The sequence below is a fragment of the Streptomyces griseoluteus genome (assembly GCF_004784465.1).
In the GTDB taxonomy this organism is placed as follows: Bacteria; Actinomycetota; Actinomycetes; order Streptomycetales; family Streptomycetaceae; genus Streptomyces; species Streptomyces griseoluteus.
Map to the genome: position 1 here is coordinate 253,999 of NZ_SRRU01000005.1, position 17,811 is coordinate 271,809.

The window sequence follows — 17,811 nt, forward strand, 5'->3', positions numbered from 1 at the left end:
CCTGAGCATACGTTCGGCGTGATCCACAACTACGGGTGCTTTTCGGGCGGGGCGGGCGGCACCCCTGCGGCACCATGCATGGCACCACGTGACACCACTCGGTGCCATGTGGTGCCAATAGGGGTTGCCATGGCGCCACAATGGTGCCAAGCTAACGCCATGGACCTCACCCCGTATGTCGACACTCTCCGCCGGGAACTCGCGGTGGCCGCCGAGGCCGGCGGCGAGGAGGCGCGCGAGCTGGCCGAGCGGCTCACCGCTCCGCTGGAGTCGGCGACCCGCCTGACCATGCTCCATGTGCTCTCCGCCGCGATGGACGAGATCACCCGCGAGCTGGCCCCCGGCTCGGTCGACGTACGGCTGCGCGGTCTGGACCCCGAGTTCGTCGTCACCACACCCCCGGCCGAGTCCGCTCCCGTGGAAGCGGCCCAAGTCGCGCCCCAGCCGGTCCCCGAGGCCGACGAGGGCGGCACCGCCCGCGTCAACCTCCGGCTCCCGGCGCACCTCAAGGCGCGCGCCGAGGAGGCGGCGGGCCGCGAGGGCCTGTCGGTCAACGCCTGGCTGGTGCGCGCCGTCTCGGCGGCGGTCGACGGCACCAGCCGGCCGCGCCCGGCGGAGAAGACCCGCACGATCGGCCAGAGCTTCACGGGCTGGGTGCGCTAGCCACACCCGCGCCACCGCTCCACTTCTCACCCACCTTCACGTCCCCCACCTGCGGGGACGACCTGACGAGCCAAGAGGACGGGACAGCCATGCCTTCTTTCGACACCCCTCAGCCCATCGCCGTCACCGCGCACATCGGCGCCGGTTCCCTCCGGCTCGCGGCCGGCGACCGCCCGGACACCGTGGTCGAGGTCGCGCCCCGTGACCCTGAGCGGGACAAGGACGTGCGGGCCGCTGAGCAGACCGAGGTCGGTTTCGCCGCCGGCGCCCTGACCGTCCGGACCCGCGAGCGGCTGCTCATCGGCCCCTCCGGTCTGGTCGACGTCACCGTCCACCTGCCCGCGGGCTCCTCCGCCGAGGTCACCGGCTCCTGGACCCAGGTGCTCGGCGAGGGCCGGCTGGGCGAGGTCCGGGTGAAGACCTCCACCGGCGACGTACGCCTCGACGCCACCGGCCCGCTGAAGCTGACCGTGGCCCACGGCTCGGTCACCGTGGACCGGGTCGACGGCGCCGCCGAGATCACCAGCAGCAGCGGCACCATCCGCGTCGGCACCATCGACGGCCCCGCCGTCCTGAAGAACACCAACGGCGCCACGGTCCTCGCGGCCGTCACCGGGGATCTCCGCGTCAGCGGAGCCAACGGCGGCATCGACATCGGCCGCACCGAGGCGTCCGTCACCGGCACCACGAGCAACGGCCCCCTGCGCGTCGCCGAAGTGGCGCGGGGCGAGGTCCAGTTGGAGACCGCGCACGGCTCCATCGAGATCGGCGTCCGCGAGGGCACCGCCGCCTGGCTCGACGTCAGCTCCGCCCACGGACAGGTGCGCAACGCGCTCACCTCCGCCGGGGCGCCGGAGCACACCGAGGACACGGTCAAGATCCACGCCCGCACCAACTGGGGCAACATCGACATCCTGCGCGCCCACGCCTGAGCACCGCCTCCCTCTTCCCACTCCAGCCCTCAGGAGGGCCCCATGCCTTCGCCTGTCATGCCCACGCCCAGAAAGCCCGCCGCCGGAACCCCCGCCGTCTCCGTCACCGGCCTGCGCAAGTCGTACGGCGACAAGACCGTGCTGGACGGCATCGACCTGCGCATCCCCGCCGGGACCGTGTTCGCCCTGCTCGGGCCGAACGGCGCCGGGAAGACCACCACCGTCCAGATCCTCTCCACCCTCGTCGCCCCCGACGGCGGCGAGGCCCGGATCGCGGGCCACGACATCACCACCGCACCGGACGGCGTGCGTTCCGCGATCGGTGTCACCGGCCAGTTCGCCGCGCTGGACGATCTGCTCACCGCCGAGGAGAACCTCCTCCTCATGGCCGACCTGCTCCGCCTCGGCAAGCGCGAAGGCCGGTCCCGGACCAGGGAGTTGCTGGAGCGGTTCGACATCGCGGACGTGGCGGGCAAACGGGCCGCGACCTTCTCCGGCGGCATGCGGCGCAGGCTCGACCTCGCCATGACCCTGGTCGGCGATCCGCAGGTGATCTTCCTGGACGAGCCGACGACCGGGCTCGACCCGCGCAGCCGCCGCACCATGTGGGACACCGTCCGCACGCTGGTCGCGGGCGGCACCACGGTCTTCCTCACCACCCAGTACCTGGAGGAGGCCGACCAGCTGGCCGACCGGATCGCCGTCCTCGACGGCGGCCGGATCGTCGCCGAGGGCACCGCCGACGAGCTGAAGGCCCGTATCCCCGGCGCCCACGTGCGGCTGCGGTTCACCGGACCCGACGAGTACGAGCGCGCGGCGGCGGCCTTCCCCGGCGCCGCGCGGGACGACGAGAACCTCGCCCTCCGGGTGGCCGGCGACGGCGGTCTGGACGCCCTGCGCGCCCTGCTGGACCGGCTCGACGCGGCCGGGGTGCGGGCGGCCGGGTTCTCCGTGCACACCCCCGACCTGGACGACGTGTTCCTCGCGCTCACCGGCCAGGGCACCACCGGCACCCCGCTCCACATCGACACCGACACCGACGTGACCGTCAAGGAGACCCAGCGATGAGCACCCTCGCCCACGCCGTGCACGACTCGACGACGATGCTGCGGCGCAACGTCAAGCACGCCGTCCGCTACCCGGCCGTCTCGCTCGGCAGCTCCATGCTGCCGATCCTGATGCTGCTGCTGTTCGTGTACGCCTTCGGGGGCGCGATCGGCGGCGGGATGGGCGGCGGCCGGGACGCCTACCTGGAGTACCTGGTCCCCGGTGTCGTCGTGATGGGGGTGGCGGCCGGGGCGATGTCGACCTCGATCGCGGTCTGCTCGGACATGACCGAGGGCATCATCAACCGCTTCCGCACCATGAACATCACCCGCTCGTCCTTCATGACCGGGCATGTCATCGGCAGCGTCCTCCAGACGATGGTCAGCCTGGTCCTGGTGATCGGGGTGGCGCTCGCCCTCGGGTTCCGGCCGGACGCGACCCCGCTGGAGTGGCTGGCGGCGGCCGGGTTCCTCGCGGCCGTCGCGTTCGCGGTGACCTGGCTGTCGGTGGCGCTCGGCCTGATCTCCAAGACCGTGGAGTCCGCCAGCAACAAGCCGCTGCTGGTGCAGTTCCTGCCCTTCCTGGGCTCCGCGTTCGTGCCGGCCGAGTCGATGTCGCCGGGGCTGCGCTGGTTCGCCGAGCACCAGCCCTTCACCCCGATGATCGAGACCCTGCGCGGTCTGCTCACCGGTTCGGCGATCGGGAACGACGGCTGGATCTCGCTCGCCTGGTGTGCGGGGATCGCCCTGGTCGGCTACCTCTGGTCCCGCTCGCTGTTCAACAGCACCACCAAGCACTGAGCCCACGAGGGCGGCGTCGAGTGTAAAAACTCTGTGGAGTCCCACGCGCCGCCTTGTGATCGGCGTCTCGCACGGCTGACGCAAGCGGCGTGCAGAAGGCAGACTGGCTGCGGAAGTTGGATTGCCTAGGGGGCGTCTTGTCGATCAGGGCGGATCAGGGAGCGGCGTCTGGTGCCGTGCGTCGCAAGGCGGAGGAGGGAGTCGATGCGGAGCATCGGCGACCGACGACAACGCGGCGAGGCGCGGTGCCAGACGCCGTGAGCCCGTCATGATCGACAAGACACCCCCTGGGGGCGAACGCATGGACGGTGGGCCGCCGGTGGCGGAGCAGCGGGTCTCCGGTTCCGCCGTGCTGCGGTTCGGCGTACTCGGGCCGGTGCGGGCCTGGCGCGGGGAAGCGCCGGTCCCCACCGGCTCTCCGCAGCAACGCGCCCTGCTCGCCGCTCTGTTGCTGCGGGAGGGCCGTACCGCCACGGCGGCCGAACTGATCGACGCGCTCTGGGGGACCGAACCGCCCCCCAGGGCGCTCGCGGCTGTCCGGACCTACGCGTCCCGGCTGCGCAAGGTGCTGGAACCCGGCGTCCTGGTCAGCGAGTCCAGCGGCTACGCCATCCGGACCCTCGCCCCGCTGGACCTCGTCGTCGCCCAGGAACTCGCCGCACAGGCCGAGAAGGCGCGCGGCGCGGGGGAGTTGGGCGAGGCGCGCCAGGCGCTGAACCGGGCGCTGGCGCTGTGGGACGGCGAGGCCCTGGCGGGCGTGCCCGGCCCGTACGCGGAGGCCCAGCGGGTGCGGCTGGAGGAGTGGCGGCTCGGGCTCCTGGAATCGCGGCTGGACATGGACCTGGAGCAGGGCAGTCACGCCGAGGCCGTCTCGGAGCTGACCGCGCTGACCGCCGAGCACCCGTTGCGCGAACGCTTCCGCGAGCTGCTGATGCTGGCCCTGTACCGCAGCGGCCGGCAGGCGGAGGCGCTGGCGGTGTACGCGGACACGCGGCGGCTGCTCGCCGATGAGCTGGGCGTGGACCCGCGTCCGGGGCTCAGCGACCTCCAGCAGCGCATCCTGCGGGCCGACCCGGCGCTCGCGGAGCCCTCGTCCGCCGCCGAGGAACCTCCCGTGGTCCTCGTACGCCCCGCCCAACTACCCGCCTCGGTGCCGGACTTCACCGGCCGGTCGGCGTTCGTGACCGAGCTGAGCGACGTGCTGGCGTCGGCCTCGGAGGCGGAGGGCCGGGTGATGGCGGTCTCCGCGCTGGCCGGGATCGGCGGCGTCGGCAAGACCACCCTCGCGGTGCACGTCGCCCACCGGGCCAGGGCCGCCTTCCCCGACGGCCAGCTCTACGTGGACCTCCAGGGGGCGGGCCCCCGCCCGGCCGAGCCGCAGACCGTGCTCGGCTCGTTCCTGCGGGCGCTCGGCACGGCGGACTCGGCGGTGCCGGAGTCGCTGGAGGAGCGGGCCGCGCTGTACCGGTCCGTGCTGGACGGGCGCCGGGTGCTGGTGCTGCTGGACAACGCCAAGGACGCGGCGCAGGTCAGACCGCTGCTGCCGGGCACCGAGGGGTGCGCGGCGCTGGTGACCTCGCGGGTGCGCATGGTCGGGCTCGCCGGGGCGCATCTGGTGGACCTGGACGTGATGTCGCCCGAGGAGGCGCTGGCGCTGTTCACCAAGATCGTGGGTGAGGAGCGGGTCGCGGCCGAGAGGAAGGCCGCGCTGGACGTGGTGGCCGCGTGCGGGTTCCTGCCGCTGGCCATCAGGATCGCCGCCTCCCGGCTCGCCGCCCGCCGCACCTGGACCACGTCGGTGCTCGCGGCCAAGCTGGCCGACGAGCGGCGCCGGCTGGACGAGCTGCAGGCGGGCGATCTCGCGGTCAAGGCCACCTTCGAGCTGGGCTACGGCCAGCTCGAACCCGCCCAGGCGCGGGCGTTCCGGCTGCTGGGCCTCGCCTACGGCCCCGACCTGTCGCTGGCGGCCGCCGCCGCGCTGCTGGACCTCGGCCCGGAGGACACCGAGGACCTGCTGGAGTCGCTGGTCGACACCTCGCTGCTGGAGTCGGCCGCCCCCGGCCGCTACCGCTTCCACGACCTCGTACGGCTCTACGCGCGAGCGTGCGCCGAGCGGGACGAGCACGAGCCCGGTGAGCGGGCCGCCGCGCTCTCCCGGCTGCTGGACTTCTACCTGGCCACCGCCGCGCGGGTGTACGCCATCGAGCGCCCCGGCGACCGGACCGTGGAGCACCTCCACCCCTACGACCACGAGGGGCTGTCCTTCGCCGGGCACCAGGACGCCCTGGACTGGCTGTACGCGGAGGCCGACTGCCTGCTGGCCTGTGTACGGCAGTCGGTGGCCCAGGGCAGCCTGCGGCGGGCGGTGGACCTGCTGATCGTCGCCAAGGACCTCGCCGAATCGGGCGCCAACGCCCACCAGTTCGGAGCGGCGGCCACCGTCGTCCGGGACGCCGCGGCCGAGGCCGGGAACGCGCTGGTGGAGGGCCGGGCGCGCACCACGCTGGCCCAGGTGCACATCAACGCGGGCCGGTTCGACGAGGCGGAGGCCGAGGCCGAGCGCGCCGTGGAGCTGGCCGGTGCGGCCGGGGACCCGTGGATCGACTGCAACGCCCCGAGCGAACGCGGGATCGTGGCCGCGTACCGCAGCCGGCACGCCGAGGCCGAGACCTACCTCCAGCGCACCCTCACCGCCTACCGCGCCGACGGCAACCTGCCGGGCGAGGCGAGCGCGCTGTGCAACCTGTCGCGGGTGCACCTGTCGATGGGCCGGGTGGACAGCGCGGTGGAGCTGGCCGAGTCCGGCGTCGCCGTCTACCGGCACCTGGGCCTCACCGTCCGTCTTGCCAACGGGAGTTACGCGCTCGGGCTGGCCCTCGCCGAGTCGGGGCGCGCGGAGGAGGCGGAGGCGCGGCTGTCCGAGGCGCTGACCATCTTCCGGGACAGCCGACAGCGGCTCTGGGAGGGCATGACGCTGTTCCGGCTCGCCGAAGTGCGGCTCGGCGAACGCCCGGCGGCCGCCGCGGCGCTGGCCGAGCAGTCCCTGTCGGTGCTGCTGCACGTGGGCGGCGACTGGCGCCGGGCGGGCGTCCTCACCGTGCTGGGCAAGTCCCTGGACGCGCTGGGCGAGACGGACCGGGCCCGCGCCTGCTGGACGGACGCGCTGAGCGTCTACGACCGGCTGGGCTCGGCGGAGGCGGCCTCCCTGCGGGAACTGCTGTCACCTGCGACCACCGGCTGAGGGCGGCCGCGCGGAAAATGCGCGGGACCCGGCGTTCATCGTTCGTTTATCGTGCCCGTGCAGTCTTCTCACAGCCGATTCGTCGTCACGGGGGCGGGCGGATCGGTAGTGCCGTCGGCCGCCCACGCGGTGGCCGGCTGTGACCGGGTCCGTCCGGAAGCCCTCGGGGGAGCGGCCGGGCGGCCCGGCCACAACAGCACACCTCAGAGCAACGGAGTACGCCGATGAGCGACGTCAAGAAGTCCGACGAAGTCACCACGCAGGAGAGCCACATCACGGGTGGGGGCGCCACTGCGGCGGCCGCCCCGGAGGTCGCTCCGCAGGAGAGCCACATCACCGGCGAGAAGACGGCCAAGGGCGACCTGGACGACGTCACCACGCTGGAGAGCCACATCACCGTGGGCGACCCGCGCTAGGCGGACCACACGCACGGGGGGCGTGCGCCGCGGCGGAGCGGAGGGGGAGCCGCCGCGGCTCACGCGGGAACACGGAACGGCCGGGTCGGGGGACCCGGCCGTTTCCGTGTCTCCGGGCGCCCCTCAGGCCGTGCGGGCCGTCCCGGTGCCCTTCTCCGCGTCCAGCGCGTACACGCACCGGTCCTTGCTGCACGCGTACACCACGCCGTCCTTGACGACCGGTGAGCCGGTGATCTCGCCACCGGTGGCGAGCTTCCAGCGCAGCCGGCCGTCGTCGGCCTTGAGGGTGTACAGCAGGTGGTCGGTGGAGCCGAAGTGGATGCGGCCCTCGGCGACCGAGGGGGCGCCCACCACGTCGCCGCCCGCCTGGAAGCGCCACTTGGGCGTGCCGGTGACCGCGTCCAGCGTGTACAGGCCCTTGCCGCTGCCGACGTGCACGTGCCCGGCCGCGACCAGCACCGGTTCCACCGAGGAGCGGGCCTCGGTGGCGATGCGCCAGCGGTCGCGGCCGTCGGTGGCGTCCAGGGCGTAGACGGTGCCGAGGTAGTCGGCGAGGTAGACCCCGCCGCCGGTGACCGCCGGGCCCGGCACGAAGGCGGGCGGGGACAGGAACACCGCAGGCGCCTCGAAGTGCCAGCGCACCCGGCCGGTCGACACCTCGATGGCGAGGACCCGGCTGCCCGCGCTGACGTACACATGGCCGTCCGCCGCCGGGGTCACCCGTACGGGGACACCGCCGCAGGACGCCGCGCGCCGATCGGGTAGGACCAGCGCTCGTCGCCCGTGCGGGCCTCCAGGGCGCGCAGCCGGGCGTCCTGCCAGACGTAGACCGTGCCGTCGTGCACGGCGGGGCCGGCCTCGGGCGACTCGAAGTCGGTCTGGCAGCCGGAGATCTCCCACAGCTTGCGCCCGGCCGCCGCCTCCCACGCCTGCACCCCGCCGCCGCGCGTACCGGTGACGACCGTGCCGTGGTCGGCGTGGAGCGAGTACACCCAGGCGTCCGTGGACAGCCGCCACAGGTCGGTGCCCTCGCGGGCGTCCAGCGCGAACAGGGTGGGGCCGTCGGAGGCGTGGATACGGCCGTCCGCGACCGCCATCGACCAGGCCACGTCCCGCGTCTTGAAGCGGCGCCGCCCGGTGGCCACGTCCAGGGCGTGCACCTCGAAGGAGGTGACGTAGACCAGGTCCCCGTCGACCGCCGGGGTGCCCCACACGTCGTTGGACATCCGGAACCGCCAGGGCCGCCAGCCCGCCGAGGTCTCCGGCAACTGCGGCGGCACCGGGGGTACGGCGGGGTCGGCGCCGTTGACGCCGGCGCGCGGCCGGGACCAGCTCGCCACCAGACCGGCCTCCGGCGGCGGCGCCTTCACGGCGGCCGCACGGGCGTCGGCGACGCGCGGTCCGGGCCCGATCGGCACCTCGAGACCGGCCAGCCGCACCGGCCCGGTGCCGGGCCCGCCGGACGGCACGGGGGCCGGGGAGGGCGCCGGGACGACCGGGTCGTAGGACGGCGGCGGGGGCACGGCCGGGCGGCCGGCGCCGCGCGGGCCGGGCGGCAGCGGGGCGGGCTTGGCGGGCGGACGGCCGCCCCGGCGGGACTCGATGAGCGCGACGGCCTTCTCCGGCAGCCAGGCGGAGGCGGTGCCGGAGTCGTCCGAGCCGGAGCCGAACAGATGCGGGGCGAGCTGGGCCTGGAGGTCGGCCGGGGAGGGTCTGCCGGGCGCCTCCATCTGCATGCACGCCTCGATCAGCGGACGCAGCTCGTCGGGCAGCCCGGTGATGTCCGGGCCCTCGCGCAGCAGCATGAACACCGTCTCGACCGGGTTGGCGCCGTGGAAGGGAGGGTGTCCGGTGGCGGCGAAGACCAGGGTGGAGCCGAGCGAGAACACGTCGCTGGCGCCGGTGACGCTGCGGGAGTCCTTGGCCTGCTCGGGAGACATGTAGGCGGGGGTGCCGACCGCGACGTTCGTCATCGTCAGCCGGGTGTTGGACACCCCGGAGGCGATGCCGAAGTCGATGACGCGGGGGCCGTCCTCCACCACCAGCACGTTGGACGGCTTCAGGTCGCGGTGGACCAGGCCCGCGCCGTGGATGGACTGGAGCGCCTCGGCCACGCCCGCCGCGAGCCAGCGCACCGCCTGGGCCGGGAGCGGCCCGCACTCGTTCACTATCTCCTCGAGCGAGGGCGCGGGGACGTACGCGGTGGCCAGCCAGGGCACCGCCGCGCGCGGGTCGGCGTCGACGACGGCGGCCGTGTAGAAGCCGGAGACCGCGCGGGCCGCCTCCACCTCGCGGGTGAAGCGGACCCGGAAGAGCTGGTCCTCGGCCAGCTCCGTGCGGACCGTCTTGATGGCCACCCGCCGCCCCGACGCCGAGCGCGCCAGATAGACCAGCCCCATGCCGCCGGCGCCCAGCCGGCCCAGCACCTCGAACGGCCCGATCCGCCGCGGATCGTGCTGCGTAAGCTGATCCACCACTTGCCTGCCACCTCCCCGTACGAGCCGCGTCTTCCGCCTTTGGACGCGACCGAAGTGCAGCGTCTCACCACCGCACCGCCCTGGCGGCACGCACCCCGATTCTTCCTGGCCGGGCGGCCGGTTGCGAACCCGGTGGCGAATCGGGGTGTCTCGTGCCCTATCCCGTCATTTCACCGCCCCCGCGGCGTCCCGTCACCGGGTCAGCAGCGCGAAGGACGCCCCTTGATTGTCCGTGACGACCGCCACCCGTCCGTACGACGCGTCGAAGGGCGGCACCTGGACCCGGCCGCCGAGCCGCCGGACGGTGGCGAGGGCGGCGTCGAGGTCGCCGACGCGGAAGTGCACGAGGAAGTGCGCGGGCATCTCGGCCGGGAAGACGTCGGTGATCAGGGCGCGGCCGAAGTCCGGTTCGGCGCCGGAGCCGAAGAGGGCCTCGTGGAAGAGGTCGCCGTAGAAGGTGTTCGCGGCGGCGGGTTCAGGGGTGTACAGCTCGGTCCACACGAAGGCGCCCGGCTCGCGGCGCCGTCCGAAGCCCCGGTGGCCGCCGGACTGCCACAGCCCGAACACCGCGCCCTGGGGGTCGGTGACCAGGGCGGCGGCGCCGAGGTCGGCCACGGCGAAGGGGCCGGAGATCAGGCGGCCCCCGGCATCGGTGATTCTCCGGGTCAGGGCGCGGGCGTCCGGGGTGGCGAAGTACACCGTCCACACGGTGGGCATCCGGCCGTCGGTCTTGGGCGCGAGCGAGGCGACCGGTTCGCCGTCCAGCCGGGCCCGGACGGAGGCGCCGGGGGCGTCCTCGTCGTCGAAGGTCCACCCGAACAGCTCGCCGTAGAACCGCTTGCCCGCCTCGACGTCGGGGAGCTGGGCGTCCACCCAGCAGGGGGTGCCCTCTCCGTACATCGATGCGCTGTTTTCGGCCATGTCGTCAAAGTAACCGGGACCCGCGCACCCCGCAGGACCAGGGAAAGCTCGCCTCAGCCGGGGTCGCACCCCATTTGCAGTCGGCCGAATCGCGCTCCTGCCCCCCGTCGGTAAGCTGACGGCATGACAGGACAAGTGCGTACCGTCGACGGCCGGGTGGCCGGCCGGCGTGGGCAGGCGACCCGGCAGAAGCTGCTCGACTGCCTCAGCGAGATGCTCAGCTCCTCCCCGTACCGAGATGTCAAGGTCATCGATGTCGCGCGGAAGGCGGGCACCTCGCCCGCGACCTTCTACCAGTACTTCCCGGACGTCGAGGGCGCCGTCCTGGAGATCGCCGACTCGATGGCCGCCGAGAGTGCCGAGCTGACCGAGCTGCTGGCGGGCCGGACCTGGACCGGCAAGGCCGGCTGGCAGACCGCGCAGGACCTGGTGGACGGCTTCCTGGACTTCTACCGGCGGCACGACGCGATCCTGCGCGTGGTCGACCTGGCGGCGGCCGAGGGCGACAAGCGGTTCAACAAGCTGCGGATGCGGATTCTCAACTCGGTGTACGGCTCCCTCTCCGAGGCGATCACCGAGCTGAAGTCCAAGGGACGGGTGGACAAGGACGTGAATCCGGCGGCGATCGCCGGTTCCCTCGTCACCATGCTGTCCTCGGTCGCGGCCCACCAGAAGGGCTTCACCGCCTGGGGCGTGAAGCAGGCCGAGATCAAACCGAACCTGGCACTGCTGATCTATCTGGGAGTCACCGGCAAGAAGCCCACGAAGTAGCGACCGGCACTCGCACCGGCCCCAAGTCCTGTCTGGCAGGCGGTGGTCCACCTCGGCGTGGACCACCGCCTGTCGCCGTGTCCGGGGACGGATACTCGGCGCATGGCACACGACGAACTCGACGGACTGCTGCGCTCCCTGAAGGTCTGGTCCCCGGACACCACGGAGCTGCGGCCCTTCGACCCGGACACCGCTCCTCCGACCCCGCTGCCCCTGTTCACCGCCTGGCTGGCCGACGCGGCGCGGGCGGGTCAGCCCGAGCCGCACGCCATGTCCCTGGCGACGGTGGACGAGGAGGGCCGTCCCGACGTGCGCGTCCTGCTGCTGCACGGCGCCGACGCCGACGGCTGGACCTTCGGCACCCACTCCACCAGCCGCAAGGGCCGCGACCTGATCGCCCACCCGTACGCCGCCCTCGCCTTCTACTGGCCCGCGCTGGGCCGCCAGGTCCGCGTCCGGGGCCCGGTCACGGCCGCCCCCGCCGAGGCCGCCCGGGCCGACCTCCAGGCCCGCTCCACCGGCGCCCTGGCCGCCGCCCTCACCGGCCGCCAGAGCGAGGAGCTGGACTCCCTGGACGACCTGCGCCGAGCCTCCGAGGCCGCCTGGTCCCACGCCCGCGAGCACCCCACCACCCCGGCCCCCACCTGGACCCTCTACCGCCTCCACCCCCGCTCGGTGGAGTTCTTCCAGGGCGACCCCGACCGCCGCCACGTCCGCCTGGAGTACCGCCGCACGGAATTCGGCTGGGAACGACGTCTGCTGTGGCCGTAAGTGGCGTCAGGCGGCCGGAACCGCCCGCGCGGTTCGGTCAACTGCCGGTCCCGGCGCACCATGTGACAGTCCTCGGTCCCCGACTCCCCCACACACATGGCGATTTGGTTCGCGGTGTGGGTGTTCCGGTGGGTTCTGTCCGCATGGCGTACACAGCCGTGATCAATCCGCAACCGATTCCGGTCTTGACCGAGACCCATCAATCGGGTGGGTGAATACGCTCGCGCTATGGCCGACTCGCGTCTCTCGTTCACGGACCTCTCCGCGACCCCCGCCGACCGTCCCGTCTATGTCGTCGGGGCGGGTCCGGGCGGGCTGGCGGTCGCGTACGCGCTGCGGGCGCGCGGGGTGCGGGCGGTGGTGCTGGAGAAGAGCGACCGTGTGGGGGCGTCCTGGCGGCGGCACTACGACCGGCTCCGGCTGCACACCACCCGGCGGCTGTCGGCGCTGCCGGGCCTCGCCATACCGCGCAGGTTCGGGCGGTGGGTGGCGCGGGACGACGTGGTCCGGTACCTGGAGAAGTACGCGGAGCACCATCAGCTGGAGATCGTCACCGGCGTCGAGGTGTTCCGGGTGGAGAAGGCCTCGGACGGCGCGGGCTGGCTGCTGCACGCCTCCGGCGGCCGCGAGCTGACCGGTGCCGCCGTGGTGGTCGCCACCGGCCACAACCACACCCCGCGCCTGCCGGAGTGGCCCGGCGCGGAGGGCTACGAGGGCGAGCTGCTGCACGCCTCGTCCTACCGGAACCCCAAGCCGTACGAGGGCCGGGACGTGCTGGTGGTCGGGGTCGGCAACACCGGGGCGGAGATCGCCGTCGACCTGGTGGCGGGCGGTGCCTCGCGGGTGCGGCTGGCGGTACGGACGGCGCCGCACATCGTGCGCCGCTCCACGGCCGGCTGGGCGGCCCAGTACACCGGCATCGTGGTGCGGCGGCTGCCGGTGCGGCTGGTGGACCGGCTCGCCCGGCCCATGGCCCGCCTCAGCACCCCTGACCTCTCCGAGCACGGCCTGCCGCGTCCGGAGACCGGGCTGTACAGCAGGGTCCGGCAGGGCGCGATCCCCGTGCAGGACGTCGGTCTGATCGACGCCGTGCGCACCGGCAAGGTGGAGATCGTCGCCGCCGTCGAGGGGTTCGAGGACGGCAAGGTGGCCCTCGCCGACGGCACCCGGATCGCGCCGGACGCGGTGATCGCGGCGACCGGGTACAGCCGGGGACTGGACTCCCTGGTGGGCCACCTGGGCGTACTGGACGAGCGCGGCCGCCCCACCGTCCACGGCGCCCGCACCCCCAAGGACGCCCCCGGCCTGTACTTCACCGGGTTCACCAACCCCATCAGCGGCATGTTCCGGGAACTGGCGATCGACGCGGAGAAGATCGCCAAGTCGGTTGCTCGGCACCTGCGTTAGGCACCTTTTCAAGCGACCGCCACGACCGGGGGCCGGCGCCGGATCACCAGCGACATCAGCGCCGCCGCCGCGCACAGCGACCCGGACGCGTACCAGACCATGTCGTAGCTGCCGAAGACGTCGCGGGCGAAGCCGCCGAGCCAGGCGATGACGGCCGCGCCGATCTGGTGCGAGGCCAGCACCCAGCCGAACACGATCGCGCTGTCCTCCCCGAACCGCTCCCGGCACAGCGCCAGGGTGGGCGGGACGGTGGCGACCCAGTCCAGGCCGTAGAAGACGATGAAGAACACCATCGGCAGATGCACGGCGGGCCCGAGCAGCATCGGCAGGAACAGCAGCGAGATGCCGCGCAGCGCGTAGTAGACGGCGAGCAGCCGCCGGGAGTCGAAGCGGTCGGTGAACCAGCCGGAGGCGATCGTGCCGAGCACGTCGAACACCCCGATCACCGCGAGCAGCGAGGCCGCCGCCGGTACCGGCATCCCGTGGTCGTGGGCGGCGGGCACGAAGTGGGTCTGGATCAGCCCGTTGGTGGACGCCCCGCAGATGGCGAAGCTGCCCGCGAGCAGCCAGAACTGCCCCGTCCGCACGGCGGAGGCCAGCACGGTGAGCGCGCGCCGCGCGGCCCCCGTCACCGGCGGCGGCTTGGGCACGAACTCGGTGGCTCCGTACGGCTTCAGGCCCACGTCGGCCGGATGGTCGCGCAGCAGCAGCCAGACGAACGGGACGACGGCGAGGGCGGCCAGCGCGACCGTGACGGCGGCCGGGCGCCAGTGGTGGTGCTCCACGATCCAGGACAGCAGGGGCAGGAAGATGAGCTGGCCGGAGGCGGACGCGGCGGTCAGGATGCCGCTGACCAGCCCGCGCCGCGACGTGAACCAGCGCCCGGTGACGGTCGCGGCGAACGCCAGCGCCATCGACCCCGAGCCCAGCCCGACGAACAGGCCCCAGCAGAGTATGAGTTGCCAGGGTGCCGTCATCCACACGGTCAGCCCGGCGCCGAGCGCGATCACGGTCAGCGCGACGGTGACGACCCGGCGGATGCCGAACCGGTCCATCAGCGCGGCGGCGAACGGCGCGGTGAGCCCGTAGAGCGCGAGGTTGACGGAGACGGCCGCGCCGATGGTGCCGCGCGACCAGCCGAACTCCGCGTGCAGCGGGTCGATCAGCAGGCCGGGCAGCGACCGGAAGGCGGCCGCGCCGATGATCGTGACGAAGGTGACGGCGGCGACGAACCAGGCGCGGTGCACACGCCGGCGGCGCGGTGCGTCCTGGACGGGGGCGGGTGCGGGACGGGTCTGAGTCACGTGCTCCAGAGTTCCGGCCCCGGCCGGACGCAGCGAGTGGCCCGAAGGACAGTGTTCGCTAGGATCGGGCCATGACCGCTGAGACCCCGCCGGTGGACGGCGAGTTCCGCCCGCACCGCGTCGCCGTCCTCGCCATGGACGGCCTGCTCCCCTTCGAACTCGGCATCCCCCACCGCATCTTCGGCCGCCCGGCCGACGCCCGGGGCAGACCGCTGTACGAGGTGGTGACCTGCTCGATCCGGCCACCCGGCCCGGTCGAGACCGCCGCCGACTTCGCGGTGGACGTACCGCACGGCCCGGAGGCGCTGGCGACGGCGGACACGGTGATCGTCCCGGCGTCCTACGAACTCGGCCCGGTCTTCGAGGAGGGACGGCTCACCCCCGAACTCGCCGCCGCCCTGGCCCGCGTCCGCCCCGGCACCCGCTTCGCCTCGATCTGCGTCGGGGGGTACGTCCTCGCCGCCGCCGGCCTGCTGGACGGGCGCCCGGCGACCACCCACTGGTCCCACGCCGACCGGTTCCAGGAGCTGTTCCCCGAGGTCCGGGTGGACGCCGACGTGCTGTTCATCGACGACGGCGACGTGCTCACCTCGGCGGGCGTCGCGGCCGGGATCGACCTGTGCCTGCACATGGTGCGCCGCGACCACGGCACGGCGGTCGCCAACGACGTGGCCCGCCGCATGGTCGTACCCCCGCACCGCGACGGCGGCCAGGCGCAGTACATACACCGCCCGCTGCCCGAACCGCAGTTGGCCACCACCACGGCCGCCCGTGCCTGGGCGCTCGGCCGGCTGCACGAACCGCTCCAGCTGCGGGACCTCGCCGAGCGGGAGGCGATGTCGGTACGGACCTTCACCCGGCGCTTCCGCGAGGAGGTCGGGGTGAGTCCGGGGCAGTGGCTCACCGCACAACGGGTCGAGCTGGCCCGGCAGTTGCTGGAGTCGACGGACCTCTCGGTCGACCAGGTCGCACGGGACGCGGGGTTCGGCACGGCGCAGTCGATGCGCCAGCATCTCCAGCAGGCGCTGGGTGTGACACCGACCGCCTACCGGCGCACCTTCCGCGCGGGAGCCGCCGCCGGGGCGGGATGAGTGCGGGCGGCGGACCGGCCGGCGGCGCGCCCCCCCCTTGCCCCCGTCACCACCGGCCGGTGCGACCCACACTCGACGAGGACTCACCCCCGCGTGCCCTCGCCGTCCCCTCGCGGCGAATCGCCGTCCCCAAGCCTCCGCAACGCGCGTACCACCCGTCAACACCGGTACGGCGATTCATGCCCTATGCCCACTTCACGCCGGGCGCGCACGGAAGCACACCCGGCGCACGCCCCCCTCGAGACGGGCGAACTCGGCTAGAACGCTTCGGAGAGGAGGTCCTCGTAGGCCGCCGGCTGGACCCCGCACGCCGGTGTCGCGCCCTCACGGGGCTGGGAGCATCGGTCCAGTTCGCACCAGATGCTCTTGCCCGCGCCCTCGGGGCTCCAGCCCCAGCGGTCGGCGAGACAGTCGACGAGGGCCAGACCCCGGCCGCCGGTGGCCTCGCGCCCGGCACAGCGCGGCACGGGCGCGCGTGAGCTGGCGTCGGCCACCTCCAGCCGTACCGTCACCGAGGCGGCGGGCTCCGCCCCGGCGGGCGTCACGGGCGGCGGGCCGCCGGGCAGCGACAGCCGCAGCAGCGCCGGGCGGCCGGTGTGCACCACCGCGTTGGTCACCAGCTCGGAGACGAGCAGGATCAGCGTCTCGGCCAGCGGCTCGTCGGCCGCTATGCCCAGCCCGGCGAGCCGCGACCGCGCCCACTTCCTCGCCCGCCCCACCTCTTCGGGGTCGGGCCGGATCTCCAGCGTCACTTGAAGCACCTGCACCGCTCACACCATCCGAACCGGCGGACACATGACCGCACGACGACCCGCCGCCGCGGTGCGAACCGCGACGAACCGCACGACGAGGGCCACGATCGTAGCCATTTTCTGCATGGCCAGAACAACGGCCAGAGCAAGCGTTACGGAACGTGATTCCCTTAGAAGACAGCATGGTTGACGTACAGTCACCCCAACAAGCGCTTCGGGCATATTCCCGCGCGAAGGAGTACTCGTGCGGCATACTGTGCGACGCATACGCCGGGAAGTCGAACAGGCGGCGCGCGGGGCCCTGCCGGGGGCACTCGCGGTCGCGGTCACTCGCATTCGACCCAAGGTACCCGAGGGGGCGTCCGACTCCGGGCCGTGACGAGTCACAGTCGGAGTACGGGATTCACTTCCACGCTGCGTGACCTGTTTTCGCCACGATCCGCGACATCCATGGCCATGAATCGTGGCACCGAGGGCGCTCACCTCGGCGGCGACGGCGCTCAGGCCGACAGCGATCCCGCCTCGTCGGCGGTGGCGGACTCGACGTCCGGGCGCACGTCGAAGAGGCGGCGCACCCCGAGCGCGCCGAGGACGCGGTTCACGTGCGAGCCGTCCTCCGCGCCCCGGTCGGGCAGGATCAGCCGCAGCCTGCCCTGGCAGGAGCGGATCAGCCGGCGGACCGCGATGAGCACACCGACCCCGCTGGAGTCGCAGAAGAAGACCTCGGAGAGATCGAGGACCAGGCTGTGGTTCCCCTCGGCGACCACGTCGTGCACCCGCTGCCGCAGCACGGGCGAGGTCACCAGGTCCAGTTCGCCGGCCACCTGGAGCACGGTCCACTCGCCCCGTTCGGTGCCGGTCACTTCGAAAGCCACGGCCACACCTCTCCGCTCGGCGGATCTTGCGGAACCACCCGGAAATGGAAGCAGTTCCTTCGGTTCTTTCCGCGCGGCTGCCCAGCGGCCGTTTCCCTGAAACACGGAACCGCAAACCGCGGAGGGATCGACAGAGGGCTTGTTTCGGTCACTGTCGATCGGGTTCGATCGTACTTCGATCGAAGGTGGGCCCGAGATAAGTGAAGACGGCGTGAAGAGACCCCTATCACCTGCGGCGCTGCCAGGGGCGCGCATTGACACAAAGGGGCGTGCACCGTCGGACGTGCCGACTACATTCGAGGGGTCGCCGGGCACATCCTGGAGACGGCGAGGGGAGGAACCG

14 protein-coding genes and 1 pseudogene are annotated in these 17,811 nt (G+C 73.2%); 10 read left to right on the top strand and 5 right to left on the bottom strand.

Features of this window, described 5'->3' with window-relative positions:
- The first annotated feature begins 159 nt into the window (after nucleotides 1–159).
- From E5082_RS15855 to E5082_RS15885, 6 genes are all read left to right on the top strand, one after another.
- A complete protein-coding gene (locus E5082_RS15855) occupies nucleotides 160–663 on the top strand; it encodes a toxin-antitoxin system HicB family antitoxin (RefSeq protein WP_135791892.1) in 504 nt (167 codons plus the stop codon).
- A gap of 89 nt (nucleotides 664–752) precedes the next feature.
- On the top strand, nucleotides 753–1,595 hold the full coding sequence (locus E5082_RS15860) for a DUF4097 family beta strand repeat-containing protein (protein WP_135791893.1): 843 nt from the start codon (nucleotides 753–755) through the stop codon (nucleotides 1,593–1,595).
- A gap of 57 nt (nucleotides 1,596–1,652) precedes the next feature.
- Complete coding sequence (locus E5082_RS15865) at nucleotides 1,653–2,663, top strand: ATP-binding cassette domain-containing protein (protein WP_135792126.1); 1,011 nt, start codon at nucleotides 1,653–1,655, stop codon at nucleotides 2,661–2,663.
- Nucleotides 2,660–3,442: an ABC transporter permease gene (locus tag E5082_RS15870; RefSeq protein ID WP_135791894.1), complete on the top strand. Its 783-nt coding sequence runs from the start codon at nucleotides 2,660–2,662 to the stop codon at nucleotides 3,440–3,442. The genes E5082_RS15865 and E5082_RS15870 overlap by 4 nt, the downstream gene beginning before the upstream one ends.
- 301 nt (nucleotides 3,443–3,743) lie before the next feature.
- Nucleotides 3,744–6,683 carry an SARP-family global regulator AfsR gene (gene afsR / locus E5082_RS15880; protein ID WP_135791895.1) on the top strand — a complete coding sequence of 980 codons (2,940 nt, stop codon included), beginning with the start codon at nucleotides 3,744–3,746 and terminating at the stop codon, nucleotides 6,681–6,683.
- A 224-nt stretch (nucleotides 6,684–6,907) separates the two neighbouring features.
- Nucleotides 6,908–7,099 carry a hypothetical protein gene (locus E5082_RS15885; protein WP_135791896.1) on the top strand — a complete coding sequence of 64 codons (192 nt, stop codon included), beginning with the start codon at nucleotides 6,908–6,910 and terminating at the stop codon, nucleotides 7,097–7,099.
- 123 nt (nucleotides 7,100–7,222) lie between these two features.
- Here E5082_RS15885 and afsK read toward each other — a convergent pair.
- Together afsK and kbpA are read right to left on the bottom strand one after the other, a co-directional pair.
- Nucleotides 7,223–9,576, bottom strand: a pseudogene (gene afsK, locus E5082_RS15890) (protein serine/threonine kinase AfsK).
- 192 nt (nucleotides 9,577–9,768) lie between these two features.
- Nucleotides 9,769–10,497 (bottom strand): AfsK-binding protein KbpA, encoded by a 729-nt coding sequence (kbpA, locus tag E5082_RS15895; protein WP_167514070.1) that lies wholly within the window; start codon nucleotides 10,495–10,497, stop codon nucleotides 9,769–9,771.
- A gap of 135 nt (nucleotides 10,498–10,632) precedes the next feature.
- Between kbpA and E5082_RS15900 the strand changes: the two genes are divergently transcribed.
- The 3 genes from E5082_RS15900 to E5082_RS15910 all read left to right on the top strand — a co-directional run bounded on the left by E5082_RS15900 (nucleotide 10,633) and on the right by E5082_RS15910 (nucleotide 13,446).
- Nucleotides 10,633–11,268 (top strand): TetR family transcriptional regulator, encoded by a 636-nt coding sequence (locus E5082_RS15900; protein WP_135792128.1) that lies wholly within the window; start codon nucleotides 10,633–10,635, stop codon nucleotides 11,266–11,268.
- Between the two features lie 102 nt (nucleotides 11,269–11,370).
- Nucleotides 11,371–12,039 (top strand): pyridoxine/pyridoxamine 5'-phosphate oxidase, encoded by a 669-nt coding sequence (locus E5082_RS15905; RefSeq protein WP_135791897.1) that lies wholly within the window; start codon nucleotides 11,371–11,373, stop codon nucleotides 12,037–12,039.
- Between the two features lie 228 nt (nucleotides 12,040–12,267).
- Nucleotides 12,268–13,446 (top strand): flavin-containing monooxygenase, encoded by a 1,179-nt coding sequence (locus E5082_RS15910; protein WP_135791898.1) that lies wholly within the window; start codon nucleotides 12,268–12,270, stop codon nucleotides 13,444–13,446.
- Nucleotides 13,447–13,454: 8 nt separating this feature from the next.
- On the opposite strand, the gene E5082_RS15915 is transcribed toward E5082_RS15910, so the two are convergent.
- Nucleotides 13,455–14,750 (bottom strand): MFS transporter, encoded by a 1,296-nt coding sequence (locus E5082_RS15915; protein ID WP_135791899.1) that lies wholly within the window; start codon nucleotides 14,748–14,750, stop codon nucleotides 13,455–13,457.
- A 71-nt stretch (nucleotides 14,751–14,821) separates the two neighbouring features.
- Here E5082_RS15915 and E5082_RS15920 point away from each other — a divergent pair, with 71 nt between their 5' ends.
- Entirely contained in the window at nucleotides 14,822–15,841 is a 1,020-nt protein-coding gene (locus E5082_RS15920; RefSeq protein WP_135791900.1) for a GlxA family transcriptional regulator, read from the top strand.
- A 257-nt stretch (nucleotides 15,842–16,098) separates the two neighbouring features.
- Here the strand turns inward: E5082_RS15920 and E5082_RS15925 are convergent, their stop codons facing one another.
- Both E5082_RS15925 and E5082_RS15935 read right to left on the bottom strand, forming a co-directional pair.
- Nucleotides 16,099–16,593 (bottom strand): ATP-binding protein, encoded by a 495-nt coding sequence (locus E5082_RS15925; RefSeq protein ID WP_167514071.1) that lies wholly within the window; start codon nucleotides 16,591–16,593, stop codon nucleotides 16,099–16,101.
- Nucleotides 16,594–17,093: 500 nt separating this feature from the next.
- A complete protein-coding gene (locus E5082_RS15935) occupies nucleotides 17,094–17,474 on the bottom strand; it encodes an STAS domain-containing protein (RefSeq protein ID WP_135791903.1) in 381 nt (126 codons plus the stop codon).
- Between the last annotated feature and the right edge of the window lie 337 nt (nucleotides 17,475–17,811).

Bases quoted from the DNA above. Each gene is read 5' to 3' on its own strand.
- E5082_RS15855 (WP_135791892.1), top strand. From the start codon at position 160: ATGGACCTCACCCCGTATGTCGACACTCTCCGCCGGGAACTCGCGGTG.
- E5082_RS15885 (WP_135791896.1), top strand. From the start codon at position 6,908: ATGAGCGACGTCAAGAAGTCCGACGAAGTCACCACGCAGGAGAGCCAC.
- afsR (WP_135791895.1), top strand. From the start codon at position 3,744: ATGGACGGTGGGCCGCCGGTGGCGGAGCAGCGGGTCTCCGGTTCCGCC.
- E5082_RS15905 (WP_135791897.1), top strand. From the start codon at position 11,371: ATGGCACACGACGAACTCGACGGACTGCTGCGCTCCCTGAAGGTCTGG.
- E5082_RS15870 (WP_135791894.1), top strand. From the start codon at position 2,660: ATGAGCACCCTCGCCCACGCCGTGCACGACTCGACGACGATGCTGCGG.
- E5082_RS15860 (WP_135791893.1), top strand. From the start codon at position 753: ATGCCTTCTTTCGACACCCCTCAGCCCATCGCCGTCACCGCGCACATC.
- kbpA (WP_167514070.1), bottom strand. From the start codon at position 10,497: ATGGCCGAAAACAGCGCATCGATGTACGGAGAGGGCACCCCCTGCTGG.
- E5082_RS15865 (WP_135792126.1), top strand. From the start codon at position 1,653: ATGCCCACGCCCAGAAAGCCCGCCGCCGGAACCCCCGCCGTCTCCGTC.
- E5082_RS15910 (WP_135791898.1), top strand. From the start codon at position 12,268: ATGGCCGACTCGCGTCTCTCGTTCACGGACCTCTCCGCGACCCCCGCC.
- E5082_RS15920 (WP_135791900.1), top strand. From the start codon at position 14,822: ATGACCGCTGAGACCCCGCCGGTGGACGGCGAGTTCCGCCCGCACCGC.